This is a genomic window from Brevibacterium sp. RIT 803, from assembly GCF_016892625.1.
Lineage (GTDB): Bacteria > Actinomycetota > Actinomycetes > Actinomycetales > Brevibacteriaceae > Brevibacterium.
Genome location: NZ_JAFEMW010000006.1, coordinates 169,597 through 188,241, shown reverse-complemented (window position 1 = coordinate 188,241; position 18,645 = coordinate 169,597). Strand labels below are relative to the sequence as shown.

Here is an 18,645-nt window from a genome sequence, read left to right as displayed (position 1 = left end):
TTTACGATCCTTTTTCTATTTCATTCGGATGCACCACATGGTGTATGTTGGGTTACCGACTGTGAGAACCACGTCACAATTGTGTCTGAGGACGATCTTCGAAGGGCACCGCGAAAACAGCTAGGGACAGCGCCGTCTTTAACGTAAACTCCTACACCCCGTGAAGGCAGCGATGTACAGTGAACACTCAACGACCCCGAAAGCTCCGCGTCAACCAGTTCGTGCCGGACTCTACGATCCCGCACTCGAGCACGACGCATGTGGGCTGGCGCTCATCGTCCGCTACCGTGGCCCGGCAGACCATGAGGTCGTCGAACAGGCTCTGACCGCACTGCGCAAACTCGAACACCGAGGCGGCATCGGCTCCGATGAAGGCACAGGGGATGGTGCCGGGATCACCCTGCAGATACCCCACGACTATTTCGCCGAGGTGCTCGGTGCTGACGGCGTCGAACTTCCGGAGCCGGGCAGCTACGCCGCAGGCATCGGCTTCTTCGCCCAGGACTACCGACAGGATCTCATCCCCGACGTGGCTTTCCCCACGGACGACAGGGATGCTCCGGTCACAGAGGGCAGGAACGATTCGCACGAGGATCAGGACGAGCTCGTCAAGCGGATCGCCGCCGAAGAGGGACTGAAGGTCCTTGCCTTCCGCGACGTGCCCCACGACGCGAGCGTGCTGGGCGAGACCGCACGCACCACGATGCCGCGCATGCGCCAGCTCTTCCTCGCCATCGACGAGCGGTATCCCTCCCGGGACCCACAGGATCTGAGCCGCCGGTCCTACATCGTGAGGAAGCGCCTCGACCATGCGGGTCTCTACTGCCCTTCTCTCAACCCGGGCACCATCACCTATAAGGGCATGCTCTCAACGGGCCAGCTCTCCGCCTTCTACACGGAACTGCTCGACGAACGGCTGACCTCTCGGATCGCGCTCGTGCATTCTCGCTTCTCGACGAACACGTTCCCGTCCTGGCAGCTGGCGCAGCCCTTCGGCACGATCGCCCACAACGGAGAGATCAACACGGTGCGCGGCAACCGCAACTGGATGCAGGCCAGGGAATCGAAGCTGGCCTCGGACCTGCTCGTCTCCCCGGTGCCCGGCACCTCGACGAGCTTGGACAGATTGTGCCCGATCGTGCCGCCCGGCGCCTCGGACTCGGCGTCATTCAATTCGGTGCTCGAACTCATGGTTGCCTCGGGCAGGTCGCTGCCGCAGGCGATGCTGATGATGATCCCGGAGGCTTGGGAGAACAACCCCGGCATGGGAGAGTCACGCAAGGCGTTCTATGAGTATCATTCGCTGCTGATGGAGCCGTGGGACGGACCCGCCTGCGTGGGATTCACCGACGGGAAGCTGGCAGGGGCGGTCCTCGATCGCAACGGCCTGCGTCCTGCGCGCTATGTCATGACCTCCGACACCGTGGTCCTGGCCAGTGAGATCGGCGTCGTCGACCTGCCCGAAGCGGACATCGTTGCTCGCGGTCGGCTGACGCCTGGACGCATGTTCCTCGTCGACACCGAGTCCGAACGGATCATCTCCGACACGGAGATCAAGAATCAGCTCGCCACTGAGCATCCCTATGAAGAGTGGGTCAAGAGCTGTTCGCGTCGACTCGCGGATCTGCCCACTCGGATCCACGTCACTCACCCGCAGTCATCGGTGCGCAGGCGTCAGCGAACCTTCGGCTACACCGAGGAGGAGCTGCGTATCCTCATCTCGCCGATGGCCGAGACCGGGGCAGAGCCCCTGGGAGCCATGGGTACGGACACGGCGATCGCGGCCTTGAGCAAACGACCGAGGCTGCTCTTCGACTACTTCCATCAGAACTTCGCTCAGGTGACGAACCCGCCGCTGGACTCAATCCGCGAAGACATCGTCACCAGCATGTCCTCGGGCATCGGGCGCGAAGGCAACCTGCTGCAGTTCTCCGAGCCGGACTCCGCGCATATCCTGCTCGATCAGCCGGTCATCGACAACGACGAACTGACGGCGATCTCGTACGTCCAGGGCCACCACCTCGGCGTCGACAATGGACGACCCAGTGTGACGCTGGCCGGCCTGTATTCGGTGAATGCCGGGCCTGATGCCATGGCAAAGCGTCTCGAGGCGCTGTGTCGGGAAGCCAGCGCGGCCGTCGAGGCCGGAGCAGTGTTCATCATCCTCAGCGATCGGGACTCGACAGCTGATCTTGCTCCGATTCCGTCGCTGCTGATGACTTCGGCCCTTCACCACCACCTGGTGCGGCAGCGTTCGCGGACGCGGGTGTCCATCATCGTCGAAGCCGGCGATGTCCGTGAGGTCCACCATGTCGCCACTCTGGTCGCATTCGGTGCCTCCGCCGTCAACCCGTACCTCGCCATGGAGACCGCCGAAGCGCTCGTGCGCTCAGACAGGATCCGCGGCATCAGCGAATCTGCGGCCGTGGAGAATGTGCTCACGGCACTGAACAAGGGGCTGCTGAAGATCATGTCGAAGATGGGGATCTCGACTGTCCAGTCCTACCACGGAGCCCAGACCTTCGAGTCCCTCGGGCTTTCGGACGACTTCATCGACGAGTTCTTCACCTCCACCCCGCACCAGCTCGGGGGCAAGGGAATCATTGAGATCACCGCGGAATCAAGTGCTCGGCATGCCGACGCCTACCGTGATGACCATCCACGGCCCTCGCACCGGAATCTGCTGGTCGGAGGCGAATATCAGTGGCGGCGGGAAGGTCCGGGCCACCTGTTCAACCCGGAGACGATCTTCAAGCTCCAGCACTCCACTGCCACAGGTCGCTTCGACATCTTCGAGCAGTACACCCACGCCGTCGACGAGCAGTCACGTGAGCTCATGACTCTGCGCGGACTGTTCGACCTCGTGCCCACGGAATCGGGTCCGATCGACATCGCCGAGGTGGAGCCGGCCAGCGAGATCATGAAGCGCTTCTCGACAGGTGCCATGAGCTACGGCTCACTGTCCCAAGAGGCACACGAGACTCTGGCCATCGCGATGAACCGCATCGGCGGAAGGTCGAACACCGGTGAAGGTGGAGAGGACACCGAACGTCTCGTCGATCCCGAACGCCGATCGGCTGTCAAGCAGATCGCCAGCGGACGTTTCGGGGTCACCAGCCATTACCTCACCGAGGCCGACGACCTGCAGATCAAGATGGCTCAGGGCGCGAAGCCGGGAGAGGGCGGACAGCTGCCCGGGGCGAAGGTCTACCCGTGGATCGCGAAGACCAGACATGCCACTCCCGGAGTGGGGCTGATCTCTCCGCCGCCGCATCACGACATCTATTCGATCGAGGACCTTGCTCAGCTCATCCACGATCTCGGTCGCGCCAATGCCAGGGCCCGCGTGCACGTGAAACTCGTGTCCGGGATCGGCGTCGGCACGGTGGCCGCAGGGGTGGCCAAGGCCGGAGCGGACGTCGTCCTCGTCTCCGGTCACGACGGAGGCACCGGGGCCAGCCCGCTGAACTCCCTCAAGCATGCCGGCACCCCCTGGGAACTCGGCTTGGCCGAAGCCCAGCAGACCCTGGTGCTCAACGGTCTGCGAGAGAAGGTCAGCGTGCAGGTCGACGGCCAGCTCAAGACCGGCCGCGACGTCATCATCGCCGCCCTGCTGGGTGGTGAGGAGTTCGGATTCGCGACCACGGCACTCGTGGTCTCCGGCTGCATCATGATGCGTGTGTGCCACAAGGACACATGTCCTGTCGGTGTCGCGACTCAGAACCCGAAGCTGCGCGAACGCTTCCATGGCCAGGCCGATCACGTCGTGAACTTCTTCACCTTCATCGCCGAGGAGGTCCGCGGCTACCTTGCGCAGCTGGGCTTGCGCTCACTCGACGAGGCGATCGGTGCTGTCGAGAGGCTGCGCATCGATGAGAAGCGTGCCGAGGCCTCAGGCCTCGACCTCGATCTGGCCGCGATCCTCACCGTGCCCGAGGACGTCCATGGCAACACCGCAGTGCCGCGCAAACGCACCACTGAGGTCAACCGCGACTTCGCCGGGGAGCTGGACCTGCGTCTGCTGGCCGAGGCCGGGGAGTCGATCGAGTCCGGGGCCACGGTCACGATCACCTCGGCGATCGAGAACACGGACCGCAGCGTCGGCACCCTGCTGGGGCACAATGTCACGCTCGCCCATGCCGAAGTGGGCCTGCCCGAGCACACGATCAGGCTCGACCTGCACGGCACGGCCGGGCAGTCACTCGGTGCCTTCCTGCCTCGCGGAGTCACCATCGACCTGCACGGCGACGCCAACGACTACGTCGGCAAGGGGCTCTCGGGCGGGACCATCAGCGTGCATCCGCACGAGGAGAACCCGACCAGACCCGAGCACAACGTCATCGCCGGCAACGTGCTGGGCTACGGCGCGACCGCCGGCAAGCTGTTCGTCTCCGGCCAGGTGGGGGAGCGGTTCATGGTGCGCAATTCGGGCGCCGAAGCAGTGGTCGAAGGGATCGGTGACCACGGGCTCGAATACATGACCGGAGGCCTCGCTGTGATCCTCGGCAGCACCGGACGCAACTTCGCCGCCGGTATGTCGGGCGGCACTGCCTACGTCCTGGACTTCAACCCCGCCAAGCTCAACCCCAAGGAACGCGCTGCCGGCGTATTCCGGTTCACCGGGGTGGGAATCTCCGATATGGAGGTCCTCCAGCGCCTGTTGGGTGAACATGTTCAGTGGACGGGCTCGCCCCTGGCTGCCCAGCTGCTTGACGGACTGCGCCGAGGAGAGGACGTCCTCTCCCGCTTCACAAAGATCATTCCCGTCGCCTATGCGATGGTCAAAGACGTTCAGGAAGAGTTCATCGCGGCAGGTCAGTCCGCGGATTCGGACGACGCCTGGCACAAGATTCTGGAGGTCGCCAATGGCTGATCCACATGGATTCCTCACCACCGACCAGCGCGAGCTGCCACGGCGGCGCCCGGTTCCCATCCGACTCATGGACTACCGCGAGGTCTACGAAGCAGGCGATCCGGAGCAGCTGCGCAGGCAGGCATCGCGGTGCATGGACTGCGGCGTTCCTTTCTGCCATCAGGGCTGCCCCCTGGGCAATCTGATTCCGGAGTTCAACGATGCGATGTATCGCGGTGAGCTTCCGCGGGCCGTCGAACTTCTGCATGCAACGAACAACTTCCCGGAATTCACCGGTCGCGCGTGCCCGGCACCGTGTGAGAATGCCTGCGTCCTCGGGATCAATCAGCCTGCAGTGACGATCAAGCAGGTGGAGGTCTCGATCGTCGACCAGGGCTTCGCCGCCGGACTCATCCAGCCGGTGATTCCTGAACGGATCACCGGGCAGACCGTTGCCGTCATCGGCTCCGGTCCGACCGGACTCGCCGCAGCCCAGCAGCTGACACGGGCTGGGCATACCGTCGTCGTCCACGAACGCGACGACCGCCTCGGCGGACTGCTGCGCTACGGGATCCCGGATTTCAAGCTCGAGAAGCAGCACATCGACCGTCGTCTCGATCAGATGCGCGCAGAAGGCACCCGGTTCAAGACGTCGGTCGAGATCGGCAGGGACATCAGCCTTGAGGACCTGCAGTCGAGCTTCGATGCCGTCATCGTGTGCACGGGTGCCACAGTGCCCCGTGATATGACCATCGCCGGCCGCGAGCTTCGCGGAGTCGAATTTGCGATGGACTATCTGGTGCCCTCGAATCGTGTGCAGGCGGGGGAGCGCCCTGGACCCGGTGGAGTGGAGAGCCACATCGACGCTCAGGGAAAGCACGTGGTCATCATCGGCGGTGGCGACACGGGTGCGGACTGTCTGGGAACGGCCCTGCGGCAGACTGCAGCCTCGGTCACGACGCTGGCGATCGGAGCTCAGCCGCCCATCGACCGCAGCGAGGCAGATCCCTGGCCCACCGTCCCGCGCATCTTCGAAGTCCAGTCCTCTCATGAGGAGGGCGGCACGCGGCGCTACCTCGCATCGACGACAGGGTTCGCCGGAGACGAGGAAGGCCGGGTGGTCGGGATCGATGTGGCAGAGACTCAGTTCGTCGACGGTCGCCGTGTGCCGACTCCTGGCACCGAGCACCGCCTGGATGCCGACCTCGTGCTCCTGGCCCTCGGCTTCTCTGGGCCGGAATCCGACGCTCTCGGCCTCGACGTCAGCGACAGCGGCGCCTTCGCTCGCGACGAGACCTATCTCGGTTCGACTCCCGGAGTGTTCATCGCCGGTGACGCTGGGCGTGGTCAGTCGCTCATCGTATGGGCGATCGCCGAGGGACGGTCGGTCGCGGCCGAGGTCGATCGTTTCCTCACGGGCTCGACTCGGCTGCCTGAACCCGTCGGACCACACGACAGATCGTTTTAAATGTTAAGATGATCTGTGTCAATTAATGAGAAGTCCGCACATCGGTGTGCGTGACTCTCCTCCGACGAACAGACGTGGCGGGCGGTTCGGATCGCCCGCCACGGTACAGGTAGGGTGGTGTGCATGAGGCGTGCAAAGATAGTCGCAACATTAGGTCCGAATCAGAACTCCTATGAAGAGATCCGCGCGCTCGTCGACGAAGGCGTCGACGTGGCCAGATTCAATCTCAGCCACGGCAAGCGGGAAGAACACGAAGAGAAATTCGCCTGGGTGCGCCAGGCCGCGCTCGACACCGGCCGCGCCGTCGCGTTGCTGCTCGATCTGCAGGGCCCGAAGATCAGGGTCGGCAATTTCGCCAACGGCAAGGAAGAGCTGGTCGAAGGCGCAGCCTTCACGATCACTAACCGCGACATCGCCGGCACCGCCGAGGTCGTGAGCACCACACTGTCGACTCTGCCGAGCGATGTGTCCGTCGGCGATCCGCTGCTCATCGACGATGGGCGCCTGCGTCTGCGTGCCACCGAGGTCACCGACACCGATGTCGTCACCGAGGTGGAGATCGGTGGAACGATCTCGAACCACAAGGGCATCAACCTTCCCGGTGTTCCGGTCTCCGTGCCGGCGCTGTCGGAGAAGGACATCGAGGACCTCAAGTGGGGCCTCAAACTCGGCTTCGACTGGGTGGCGCTGTCCTTCGTCCGCAGTCCCGAGGACATGGATGATGTCAGGGCAGTCATGGACGAGGTCGGCATCTCCGCACCCGTCATCGCCAAGCTGGAGAAGCCGCAGGCCGTCGATCAGCTCGATGCGGTCATCGATGCCTTCGATGGAATCATGGTCGCCCGCGGCGACCTCGGTGTGGAACTGCCCCTGGAGCAGGTTCCGATCGTGCAGAAGCGTGCGGTTGAGATCGCCCGTCAGCAGGCTAAGCCCGTGATCGTGGCCACTCAGATGCTCGAGACCATGATCGATGCGGCCAGGCCCACTCGCGCCGAGGCGAGCGACTGCGCCAACGCCGTCCTCGATGGAGCCGATGCTCTGATGCTCTCCGGTGAGACTTCAGTGGGCGACTACTGGGTCGAAGCGATCAGGACCATGAGCCGCATCATCGAGTCGACCGAGGAACACGGCATGGAACGGATCCCGCAGCTGGGCACAGTTCCTCACACCAAAGGTGGGGCTGTGACGGCCGCAGCGGTTCAGATTGCTGAACAGCTCGACATCGATCTGCTGTGCACCTTCTCCCAGACGGGTGACTCCGTACGCCGGATGTCGCGTCTGCGTCCCGCCTGGCCGATCCTCGGCTTCACCCCCGATGCTCAGGTTCGCCACCAGCTGGCACTGACCTGGGGTGTGCGCCCCTACCTGGTCAAGACTGTGCGGCACACGGATCAGATGGCCAGACAGGTCGATGCCGTGCTGCTCGCGGACGGAACAGCCCACGAGGGTGATCAGTCCATCCTTGTGGCCGGGTCACCTCCTGGAATCCCCGGGTCGACCAATGCTCTGCGCATCCACACGATGGGTGATGCCGCCAAGGGTGTTGCTGCTGCTTACGAAGACTCCTCGGACGATGAGGAAGATCCTTTGGCCGGGTACGGCATCGTCTCCGAAACGCCGGTCACTCATGAGGTGCCGATCGTCAAGGAGAACGGCACACCGAGGCACTGAGGCTCTCTGAAACGGCGGCTGCCCCTTCATGGGGTGGCCGCCGTTGTCATGTCCCGATGACATATGCGCGAGCAGCCACCTGAGCGGTTGGCGCCAGTGAGAGCCACTTCACTCGGACTTGCGGAATTTCTGAGATTGCTCAACAGTTGTGCTGTGAGTTGAACATTGCCTGAACTGAGATTCGCTCGAAGTGAGCGGCGTTCGGGTTGAGCATCATTCGGAAACCGACAGACGAAGAAGAGGAATGGCATGAGATTGCCCAAGTGGAGCCGATCATTCGGGGTGCAGGTCACCATTGCCCTGATTGCGGGCGTGGTCCTCGGGCTGATCGCCCGATCCTGGGGTCCGGTCAGCGAGGGTCAGGACAACTGGCTCGGTCAGACCTTGGACACCATCGGGTCGTCCTATGTGACCCTCCTCAAGGCGGCCGTCGTACCCCTCGTCATCACCGCGATCATCGCCAGCATCGGCAATCTGCGCAAGGTGACGAATGCAGCCAGGCTCGCAGTCTCCACCCTTCTGTGGTTCGCCTTCACCGCGCTCATCGCCGTACTCATCGGACTCATCCTCGGTGTCGTGATTCAGCCGGGTACGCACGCGGACGCCGCATCGTTGAGCGGTTCCGCCCCTGATTCGCAAGGCAGCTGGATCGGCTTCCTGACCGGTCTTGTGCCCGTGAACTTCCTCGGCCTGGAGGTTGCGACCTCACCCGATGAGGCCGGCGGCCTGGTCTCCGAGGTCGACTTCAACATCCTTCAGCTCATCATCGTCTCCGGTGCCATCGGCATCGCCGCGGTCAAGGTCGGCAAGGCCGCCGAACCGTTCCTCCAATTCGTCGAAGCGGCCTTGGCTGTCGTGCAGAAGGTGGTCTGGTGGATCGTGCGCATCGCACCGATCGGCACCCTCGGCCTCATCGGCAATGCGGTCAACTCCTACGGGTGGTCGACCATGGGTTCCCTGCTGTGGTTCGTCGTTGCTGTGTACGTGGGATTGGCGATCGTCTTCTTCGTCGTCTATCCGACGCTGGCTAAGCTCAACGGCCTCTCAGCTCGTCAGTATTTCTCCGGCGTGTGGCCGGCCGCCCAGATGGGCTTCGTCTCCCGGTCCTCGATCGGCACCATGCCCGTGACCCAGAAGGTCGCCACCGACAACTTCGGCGTTCCGCAGAGCTACGCCGCCTTCGCAGTCCCCTTCGGGGCGACAACGAAGATGGACGGTTGTGCCGCGATCTATCCGGCGATCGCCGCCGTCTTCGTGGCCCAGTTCTTCGGAATCGATCTCACGATCGTGCAGTACTTCCTGATCGTGTTCGTCTCCGTCATCGGCTCGGCGGCAACGGCCGGAACGACCGGTGCCACCGTGATGCTGACTCTCACGCTGTCCACTCTCGGACTGCCCCTTGAAGGTGTGGGTCTGCTCCTGGCGATCGAGCCGATCGTCGACATGGGACGCACAGCGCTCAATGTCTCGGGACAGGCTCTTGTCCCTGCCATTGTGGCCAAGCGTCACGACATCCTCGATGTCGACCGCTACGATGCTGTTCGTGTAGACGGCTATGTGCCGGTCGATGAGGTCGCAGAGGAGAGCGCCGGGGATTCCGACGAGGCTGAACTCGAACAGCCCTCGAGTGGAACGCGTTCCTGACCCTGGTGGGCATCTGGCCGGCATGAGCATTTCGCTGATGTCGGCCGGAACTGCCTTTTGAGCTGTTGCGGCGCAGAGCGCTTCGCGCTCGGCCGAGTCCACGCCGATGAGTTCCTCGCGGAGTGAGTGAAGGGGCCGGCGAACATGAGTTCGCCGGCCCCTTCACTGCTGCTTCGTGCCCAGTGACTGTCCGCTGACTGCCTGGGGGTAAGTACCGGATGTGGGACTCGAACCCACACGTCTTTCGACAATGCATTTTGAGTGCACCGCGTCTACCGATTCCGCCAATCCGGCTCGGCCGCGGAGCGAATCCGCGACAGGGTTGAGTTTACGACAGCTTCTCTGTGATTGCACAATCGGCGGCGGTGGCGACCATCACACTGGTGGTTACCATCACAGAAGAAACTTGGGTACCGACGTCGGTGCGCGCGTGGGCCTGGTTTAGACTGGTGCCGTGCTTTCAAACAGCGAACAACCAACTTCAGATGAGTCCGTGCCGGTTCGCCGCGTCGTAGTGGCGGAAGACGAGGCCGTGATTCGTCTCGATATCGTCGAGATGCTGCGCGAGGTCGGATACGACGTCGTCGGCGAAGCCGCAGACGGCGAATCCGCAATCCGCCTGGCCGAAGAGCTGCGCCCCGATCTCGTCGTGATGGACATCAAGATGCCCATCCTCGACGGAATCTCCGCTGCGGAGAGGATCGCCAAGGCGCGCATCGCTCCGGTGGTCCTGCTCACGGCCTTTTCGCAGAAGGAGCTCGTCGAGCGAGCTCGTGACGCGGGAGCAATGGCCTACGTGGTCAAGCCCTTCACCGCTGCGGACCTCATTCCGGCCCTCGAGATCGCCTTGTCGCGTCATGCAGAGATCAGCTCACTAGAGAGCGAGATCTCCGATCTGACCGAACGCTTCGAAACCCGCAAGGTCGTCGAGCGCGCCAAGAGCCTGCTCCAGACCTCGATGGGTCTGAGCGAGCCCGAGGCCTTCCGTTGGATTCAGAAGACTTCGATGGATCGTCGTCTGACCATGCGTGAGGTCGCGGACACCGTTCTCAAGCAGATCGGCTCCGACAAGTAGCCAGCGTTCACCCCAACACACACTGAGGCCGACGAATCCGATGAGGATTCGCCGGCCTCCTTCGTATTATGCAGTCATTGCCCTGCAGATCTCACGGGCCTGCAGATCATTTGGGCTCGGTTTTGAGGATCATGTTCGTGATTCGCACGATTGAGAGGAGCCGACCGGCGGCATCGGTCATCTTCACCTCGTGAGACACGATCGTGCGTCCCTGGTGGAGCACCTCGGCGCGGCCGGTCACTGTGCCGTCCCTCGCCGCACGCAGATGAGTGGCATTGAGGTCGACGCCGACGACATTCTTGCCGCCGGAGATGAGGAACGAATGCATCGAGGCCAGGGATTCGGCGAGTACGACATGGCCGCCGCCGTGGAAGAGGCCCATGGGCTGCGTGTTGCCCGCCACCGGTGCGGTGCCCGTGACGTGGTCGTGGGTCAGCTCTGTGAACTCGATCCCCATCTTCGCCGCCAGATCACCGACTGCGTCGGGGGCGTTGAGCTGGCCGAGCAGCTGCCTGCACTGCTCTCCGGTGGTCTCAGCAGTCAGTGAAGCGTCCGGTCTGAACATCGTTCTCCTTCATGTCAGTTTTGAACGATAGGCTATGCCATGTGACTCAAGTAAACGAATCCCTCCTGCTCATCGATGGACACTCTCTGGCCTACCGGGCATTCCACGCCCTGCCGGTGGAGAACTTCGCCACCAGCACCGGCCAGTCGACGAACGCCATCTACGGCTTCATCTCGATGCTCATCAATGTCCTCAGGGACGAGTCGCCCAGTCATGTGGCCGTGGCCTTCGACCTGGGCCGTCAGACGTTCCGCCTCGAAGAGTATCCGGAGTACAAGGCTGGACGTGCCAAGACACCACCGGAGTTCCACCCCCAGATCGATCTGATCAAGGACATCGTCATCGCGATGGGGATCACTGTGGTGACCAAAGAGGGCTTCGAAGCCGACGATGCGCTGGCGACGATGGCCCGCATGGGCACCGAAGCTGGAGCCAGCGTCGAGGTGATGTCCGGAGACAAGGACTCGTTCCAGCTCTCCAATGAGTCCGTGACGATCCTCTACCCCAAGCGCGGCGTCAGCGACCTCAATCGCATGACCCCGGCCGCGATCGAGGAGAAGTACGCGGTGACTCCCGCGAACTACCGTGGACTCGCTGCTCTGGTGGGGGAGAAGGCCGACAACCTTCCCGGAGTGCCCGGGGTCGGTGACAAGACCGCGGCGAAGTGGCTGACGTCTTACGGTGACCTGCCCGGAGTGCTTGAGAATGCCGAATCGATCAAAGGCAAAGTCGGTGAGAAGCTTCGCGACCACGTCTCTGAGGTCGAACGCAACTTCAGGCTCAATCGACTCCTCGACGATGTGGACCTGGGCCTGACCTACGCCGACCTGAAATGGGGCGAGGGTGACCCGAGTGAACTTTCGAGCCTGTTCGACCAGCTCGAATTCCAGGCTCTCGGCAAGCGGCTGAGTGCGATCTTCGGTGAGGAAGCCGTACCAGAGGAAGCTGCCGGACCCGCTCGCGAAGTCTCCGTTGAGACTCTTGATGTTCCCGGCCTTCTCGAGAAGATAGCTGATTCCGATGTGCTCGCTCTTGATTCCGACGCGCGGTACGAACTCGGGCACGGCGATGTTCGAGTCCTCGCTGTTTCCGGCACTCCGGAGGAAGCCTGGGTCGTCGACCTCGCCGAGGCGGGGGAGACAGCCGTTGCGAATCTGAGTTCTGCGCTGCGGACGAAGACCCTCATCCTGCACAGTGCGAAGACGCAGATCAAGGCGTGGCGCTCTCTGGGCCTCGAGGTCGATGACGTCGCCGGTGACACGGCTCTGGCCGCCTACCTCCTGGTGCCCGATCAACGCAGCTACGAGCTGCCGCAGATTGCGCTCGAGCGTGCCGGAATCGAACTGAGCGAGCCCGGAGGTGACAGCGGACAGCTGGCACTCGACCTCGACTCGGACCAGGCCGCTCAGACACACGGATATAGGGCTGCCGCGCTGCTTGAAGTCCACGAGATTCTGGCACTGGCAATCGATGAAGCGAACATGAGCCAGGTCTACCGCCACATCGAACTGCCGTTGGTTCCGGTGCTGGCCAAGATGGAGCGGGCAGGCATCGCAGTCGATGAAGCGGGTCTGTCCGGGCTCATCGATGAGTTCACCAAGCAGGCGGAGGAAAGCGCGAAGCTCGCCTATGAGGCGATCGGCCATGAGGTCAACCTCGGATCGCCCAAGCAGCTGCAGGCCGTGCTCTTCGATGAACTCGACATGCCCAAAACGAAACGCACGAAGACCGGGTACACCACCGACGCCGATGCGCTGGCGGAGCTGTTCATCAAGACCGAGCATCCGTTCCTGCAGCATCTGCTGGCCTACCGTGATTCGACGAAGCTCAAGCAGACCGTCGTGGGTCTGCTCAAGACCGTGGCCGAGGACGGTCGGATCCACACGACCTACCAGCAGACCGTCGCCGCGACAGGCCGACTGTCCTCGCTCGACCCGAATCTGCAGAACATTCCGGTCCGCACAGAATCAGGGCGGCGTATCCGTGAGATCTTCATCTCCGACCCGGAGATCGAAGACTCTCGGCTCCTGACAGCCGACTATTCGCAGATCGAAATGCGCATCATGGCCCATCTTTCCGGCGATGCCGCACTGATCCAGGCATTCAAGGACGGCGAGGATCTGCACTCCTACGTCGGTTCGAAGGTCTTCGGAGTCGGCATCGACGACGTGGACTCCGCAATGCGGTCGAAGGTCAAGGCCATGTCCTACGGGCTGGTCTATGGGCTCTCCGCCTATGGCCTGTCCCGACAGCTGGCGATCGGTGTGGACGAGGCGAAGAACCTCATGGAGCAGTACTTCGAGCGCTTCGGCGCGGTCAAGGACTACCTCGACGAGATCGTCGAACAGGCTCGAGCCAACGGCTACACGGAGACCATCATGGGTCGCCGGCGATACCTGCCGGCCCTGCACAGCGACCGGCGGCAGCTGCGGGACATGGCCGAACGTGCGGCCCTCAACGCCCCGATCCAGGGATCGGCCGCCGACATCATGAAGATTGCGATGCTCAAGGTCAGCGACCGCCTCGGCGATCTCAAGTCGACCGTCCTGCTCCAGGTCCATGACGAGATCATCGTCGACGTCCACCCTGACGAGGTCGACTCCGTAACGTCGATTGTGACCGAGGCGATGGGATCAGCCTTCGAACTGGACGTGCCCCTCGACGTCAACGTCGGCACCGGAGTCTCCTGGCACGACGCAGCCCATTGACGCAAAACTCGACCTCACGCGGAAGTGAACCAGACGCAAAACTCAACCGGACGCGGAAGTGAACCTGACGCGGAAGTGAACCTGACGCGGAGGTGAACCGGAATTCATTGTGCGATGACGTTCGAGAATGCTCGTGTGGGCGACCGTCATCGCACAGTGAACGCGGGTTCAGCGCGAACTGAGGTCGACGATGAGGTGAAGAGGTGCTGTGCTGCGCATTGCAGTTCGCGGCGACCCTGGCGGGTGCGCCGCAGTGCGGGAGTCAGTCCTTATTGAGAGTGGTGGAGAAGATGACGGTGCCGGGCATGAGCGAACCGCGTAGGGGAGACCAGCCGCCCCAGGCGGTCTGGTTGGACTCCGGCCATTCCGGCTCCGTCACCGAATCGATCGTGAAGCCGGCCGTGACCAGCAGATTCACCCAGTCGCCCATGGTCCGGTGGTGCTCGGCGTAGACCGGCTGCCCGTCCGCTGAGATCTCCACGTACGGCGTGCGGTCGAAGTATGAGTACTCGACGGTCAGCCCCGCTTCGCCGGGCACATCGGGAAACATCCAGCGCAGCGGGTGGGTGGTGGAGAAGGCCCACCGTCCGCCCGGTCGAAGCACACGAGCGACCTCGGAGAAGACGACATCGGCGTCCTTCACGAAGGGCAGCGCACCGTAGGAGGAGAACCCGACATCGAAGCTGTTCGACGCGAACGGCAGCTGTCGGGCATCGGCGTGGAGGAACGTCGGGGGAGTGGCATCATCGCTGAGCGGGTGTTCGCGCTGGAGCCTGGAGGCCTGCTCGAGCATGCCTGAGGACACGTCGACGCCGGTTGCGATCGCGCCTTCCTCGGCCAGCCAGCGCGAGCACTGTCCGGCTCCGCAGCCGACCTCGAGGATCTGCCTGCGAGCGACATTGCCGAGCAGATTCACATCGGATTCGCGGATTCCCTCCGGACACCAGATGAAATCCGTATCGCCGAGCGCACTGCCGTGCTCGGCCAGGTAATCCTCGGCAGAATTGTCCCAATAGCCTCTGTTGGCGCGGACTGATGCCTCTTCATCGATGGGCAGATAGCCGCCGCTGATGACCTCGGCCTGATAACTTCCGTCGCTCATCATTCCTCCGTGGCGATCGCCATGTTCTGTTTCCGACTTCGGCGTGCATTCACGCCATGGATGATGCTAGTATTGACAACCGTATGCGCGTATGCATACATGTCCAAAATCGTAATCGAGACCGGATCCAGTTCTCGGGCTGTTTCACAGCATCGCCTCAGAGTATCGGATCTGGACCATAATTCCATCGGAGTCCCAACCTATATGACCACCACCACGCCGGAATCGGTGCAGCCGAAGCAGGTCGCTGTCAACGACATCGGAACCGCTGAGGACTTTCTCGCCGCAGTCGACGAGACGATCAAGTACTTCAACGATGGCGACATCGTTGAGGGCACCGTCGTCAAGGTCGATCGCGACGAAGTGCTCGTCGACATCGGATACAAGACGGAAGGCGTCGTCCTTTCGCGAGAACTCTCCATCAAGCATGATGTCGATCCCGGCGAAGTTGTCGAGGTCGGGGACGAAATCGAAGCCCTCGTTCTTCAGAAGGAAGACAAAGAAGGCCGACTCATGTTGTCCAAGAAGCGTGCGCAGTACGAGCGCGCCTGGGGCGACATCGAAAAGATCAAGGAAGACGACGGTGTTGTCACCGGTACCGTCATCGAGGTTGTCAAGGGCGGCCTGATCGTGGACATCGGTCTGCGCGGCTTCCTGCCTGCTTCCCTCGTTGAGATGCGTCGCGTCCGCGATCTGGCTCCTTACATCGGCCAGCAGGTCGAAGCCAAGATCATCGAACTGGACAAGAACCGCAACAACGTCGTTCTGTCCCGTCGCGCATGGCTCGAGCAGACCCAGTCCGCGGTCCGCCACGACTTCCTGCAGACCCTCCAGAAGGGCCAGGTCCGTCCCGGCGTCGTGTCTTCGATCGTCAACTTCGGTGCATTCGTCGACCTCGGTGGTGTCGACGGACTCGTTCACGTCTCCGAACTGTCCTGGAAGCACATCGATCACCCAGGTGAGGTCGTCACCGTCGGTGACGAGGTCACCGTTGAGGTGCTCGACGTCGATATGGATCGCGAACGTGTCTCCCTGTCGCTCAAGGCGACTCAGGAAGACCCATGGCAGCACTTCGCTCGCACCCACGTCATCGGACAGATCGTTCCCGGCAAGGTCACCAAGCTGGTTCCGTTCGGTGCTTTCGTGCGCGTCGAAGACGGCATCGAAGGCCTCGTCCACATCTCCGAACTCGCAGTTCGCCACGTGGACCTGCCAGAACAGGTCGTCTCCGTTGACGAGACCATCTACGTCAAGGTCATCGACATCGACCTCGAGCGCCGCCGCATCTCGCTGTCGCTGAAGCAGGCGAACGAGGGCGTCGACCCCGAGGCCGACGAATTCCTCGACCCTGCCCTCTACGGCATGCCGCAGGAGTACGACGAAGACGGCAACTACAAGTACCCAGAAGGCTTCGATCCCGAGACCAACGAGTGGATGGAAGGCTTCGACTCACAGCGCGAGGTCTGGGAGCAGCAGTACGCTGCCGCTCAGGAGCGTTGGGAAGAGCACAAGAAGCAGGTCGCCAAGGCCATCGCTGCGGACGCCGAAGCAGGCTCCGAAGAGGCCGGAAGCGCTCCTGCCGAGGCTGCACCAGCCACCGGATCGTTCTCCTCGGAAGAGGCAGGCGACGAAGGAACACTGGCCAGCGACGAAGCTCTCGCAGCTCTGCGTGAGAAGCTTGCAGGCAGCTGATAACAGCACTCACAAGGGCTCCCGGTCGATTGATCGGGAGCCCTTTGTGTATGCACCCACTCTGCTGCAGCGAGCCCGACCATGGCTGTGGTACGCGCTGCTGCTCACTGTCGCCAGCATCTGCGTGTTCGGACAGGTTGCCGCCGATCCCGGAGGGCAGGTAGCCGCCGGCAACGACGACTCATCACTCTTCATCTGGTGGCTCGGGCACGCAGCGGATATCGTCGCTAACCAACTGGGATTGGGCACCGATGAAACCCCATCGGGAACAGCGAACGGGTTACTCTACACGGAGGCGATGAATACCCTCAACGGGGGTGTCAACGGTGCCTGGAACACCTCCCTGGCCGGACTGGCCCTGATCCTGGCCCCCGTCACCTGGGCGGCCGGGCCCATCGTCAGCTACAACCTGCTCATCATCTCCATCCCGGTCCTGGTCAGCCTCGCGACTGCGGCACTCTTCACGCGTTTCCTGACCCGAATCCCCGCCTTCGTCGCAGCCGGCGGTGTGGGCTTCTCCAGCTACGTGATCGCCCAGTCCTCAGGCCATCCCAACCTCGCATTCGCCGTGGCACCACCGCTGGTGGCACTCATCATCATCCGGCTGGTGTTCCGCACGCCCTCGTCCGTGCTCTTCAACCGTGAGTTCTGGACGCTGAGCCTCGGCCTGGGAGCCGTCCTGGGATTCCAGTTCTACGTCTCCACCGAGGTCCTCGCCGGCACCTTCATCGCCGCTCTGTGTCTGCTGGTGGGCATCGCCGCCTTCGGACGAAAGGCCTGGACGCTGACCAGCTGGGTGCGCTTGGCGCTGGGAGGCGTGCTCGGCTCCGCACTTTCCCTGCTCATCGCACTGCCGCTCCTGCTCACGATGCGTGGACCGAACGCTCCCGACGGTGCGATCAGACCTCACGGAGTATGGAACACAGACCTCCTCGATCCCATCATCCCCGCAGGTCCGACCCTTCTCGGGACTGGTTCCTCGCCGATCCCGCGCGTGATGGACATCGATGCCGCAGAGCTCGGGGCCTACGTCGGAGTTCCAGCGCTCATCGCCGCTGCCATCATCGTCATCTGCCTCGCGCGCAGCCCCAGGTATGCGAGGATTCTGCGCATCGCCTCGGCGACGGGGCTCCTGGTCTTCGTCCTGTCACTGGGCTCACCGGTCCTCTTCAACGGGACGGCGGTCTTCGCAACCGGTCCCTTCGCGCTCGTCGAAGCCATACCGGTGCTCAACAACATCCTGCCCATGCGCCTGGTCCTGCATTCGACGATTGCGCTGTTCGCGATCCTCGGCTGCGGTCTGCAATGGGCTCTCGACCATATTCGGAGGCGCTTCGCCCAAGCCCTGCTGGGCCTGCTGGCGGTCGCCGCGGTCTGCGTGATCCCCGGCGTGCAGAACTCACGTGAGGTCTACGTGCCCGACTTCTACACCGATTCCATCGCCGAGGCCGTTCCCGCCGGAGCCGTCGTCAAGACCGTGCCACGCCCCCTGGCCTGGGCCGAACCACATGCCGATGAAGCCATGGTGTGGCAGTCCGTGAGCGGCTTCCACTATCGGGAGACGGGCGGCTATTTCATCGGTTCGAGTCCCGACGCGGCGGTGACATATGTCGCACCCGAGGACGCTCTCGACGAGCTGCTGCACGAGACGGTGTACTCGGGCGGCCCCTTCCCGGACCCTGACAGCAGTGAGGTCAGCACAGCTGTCGATGAGCTGCGTGGCTCAGGAGTCGACTATGTGGTCCTTGCCCCTGAGGCGCCGCTCCTTCCCGGCGGGGACGGAGAATACGAGGACTTCCTCGACGCCAGTCTCGGCAAACCTTCCTTCGCCGACGACGGGGTACTGGTCTACCCGCTGAATCGCTAGG

At 62.9% G+C, this 18,645-nt stretch carries 10 protein-coding genes and 1 tRNA gene; 8 read left to right on the top strand and 3 right to left on the bottom strand.

The window, feature by feature from the left end; all coding sequences use genetic code 11:
- The first annotated feature begins 172 nt into the window (after positions 1 to 172).
- The 4 genes from gltB (at position 173) to JTF07_RS18800 (ending at position 9,635) form a co-directional block, all read left to right on the top strand.
- The gene (gene gltB, locus JTF07_RS18815) at positions 173 to 4,873 is read left to right on the top strand and encodes a glutamate synthase large subunit (protein ID WP_204235729.1); all 4,701 of its coding nucleotides are present in this window, start codon (positions 173 to 175) and stop codon (positions 4,871 to 4,873) included.
- Complete coding sequence (locus tag JTF07_RS18810; protein WP_101618595.1) at positions 4,866 to 6,320, top strand: glutamate synthase subunit beta; 1,455 nt, start codon at positions 4,866 to 4,868, stop codon at positions 6,318 to 6,320. Before gltB ends, JTF07_RS18810 begins: the two co-directional genes overlap by 8 nt.
- Before the next feature lie 123 nt (positions 6,321 to 6,443).
- The gene (gene pyk, locus JTF07_RS18805; RefSeq protein WP_101618596.1) at positions 6,444 to 7,991 is read left to right on the top strand and encodes a pyruvate kinase; all 1,548 of its coding nucleotides are present in this window, start codon (positions 6,444 to 6,446) and stop codon (positions 7,989 to 7,991) included.
- A 249-nt stretch (positions 7,992 to 8,240) separates the two neighbouring features.
- Complete coding sequence (locus tag JTF07_RS18800) at positions 8,241 to 9,635, top strand: dicarboxylate/amino acid:cation symporter (protein ID WP_204235728.1); 1,395 nt, start codon at positions 8,241 to 8,243, stop codon at positions 9,633 to 9,635.
- A gap of 212 nt (positions 9,636 to 9,847) precedes the next feature.
- On the opposite strand, the gene JTF07_RS18795 is transcribed toward JTF07_RS18800, so the two are convergent.
- A tRNA-Leu gene (locus tag JTF07_RS18795) sits at positions 9,848 to 9,929 on the bottom strand.
- A gap of 160 nt (positions 9,930 to 10,089) precedes the next feature.
- Between JTF07_RS18795 and JTF07_RS18790 the strand changes: the two genes are divergently transcribed.
- Positions 10,090 to 10,710 (top strand): ANTAR domain-containing response regulator, encoded by a 621-nt coding sequence (locus JTF07_RS18790; protein WP_374701013.1) that lies wholly within the window; start codon positions 10,090 to 10,092, stop codon positions 10,708 to 10,710.
- A 106-nt stretch (positions 10,711 to 10,816) separates the two neighbouring features.
- Here JTF07_RS18790 and JTF07_RS18785 read toward each other — a convergent pair whose 3' ends face one another.
- On the bottom strand, positions 10,817 to 11,275 hold the full coding sequence (locus JTF07_RS18785; RefSeq protein WP_204235727.1) for a PaaI family thioesterase: 459 nt from the start codon (positions 11,273 to 11,275) through the stop codon (positions 10,817 to 10,819).
- A 41-nt stretch (positions 11,276 to 11,316) separates the two neighbouring features.
- On the opposite strand from JTF07_RS18785, the gene polA reads away from it, so the two are divergent.
- Positions 11,317 to 13,983, top strand: a complete 2,667-nt coding sequence (polA, locus tag JTF07_RS18780; RefSeq protein WP_204235726.1) for a DNA polymerase I — start codon at positions 11,317 to 11,319, stop codon at positions 13,981 to 13,983.
- A 262-nt stretch (positions 13,984 to 14,245) separates the two neighbouring features.
- Here the strand turns inward: polA and JTF07_RS18775 are convergent, their stop codons facing one another.
- The gene (locus JTF07_RS18775) at positions 14,246 to 15,085 is read right to left on the bottom strand and encodes a class I SAM-dependent methyltransferase (protein WP_198396260.1); all 840 of its coding nucleotides are present in this window, start codon (positions 15,083 to 15,085) and stop codon (positions 14,246 to 14,248) included.
- Between the two features lie 204 nt (positions 15,086 to 15,289).
- Here JTF07_RS18775 and rpsA point away from each other — a divergent pair, with 204 nt between their 5' ends.
- Positions 15,290 to 16,777 carry a 30S ribosomal protein S1 gene (gene rpsA, locus JTF07_RS18770; RefSeq protein WP_069600240.1) on the top strand — a complete coding sequence of 496 codons (1,488 nt, stop codon included), beginning with the start codon at positions 15,290 to 15,292 and terminating at the stop codon, positions 16,775 to 16,777.
- Between the two features lie 46 nt (positions 16,778 to 16,823).
- Complete coding sequence (locus JTF07_RS18765) at positions 16,824 to 18,644, top strand: hypothetical protein (RefSeq protein WP_204235725.1); 1,821 nt, start codon at positions 16,824 to 16,826, stop codon at positions 18,642 to 18,644.
- The last annotated feature ends 1 nt before the right edge of the window (position 18,645 follow it).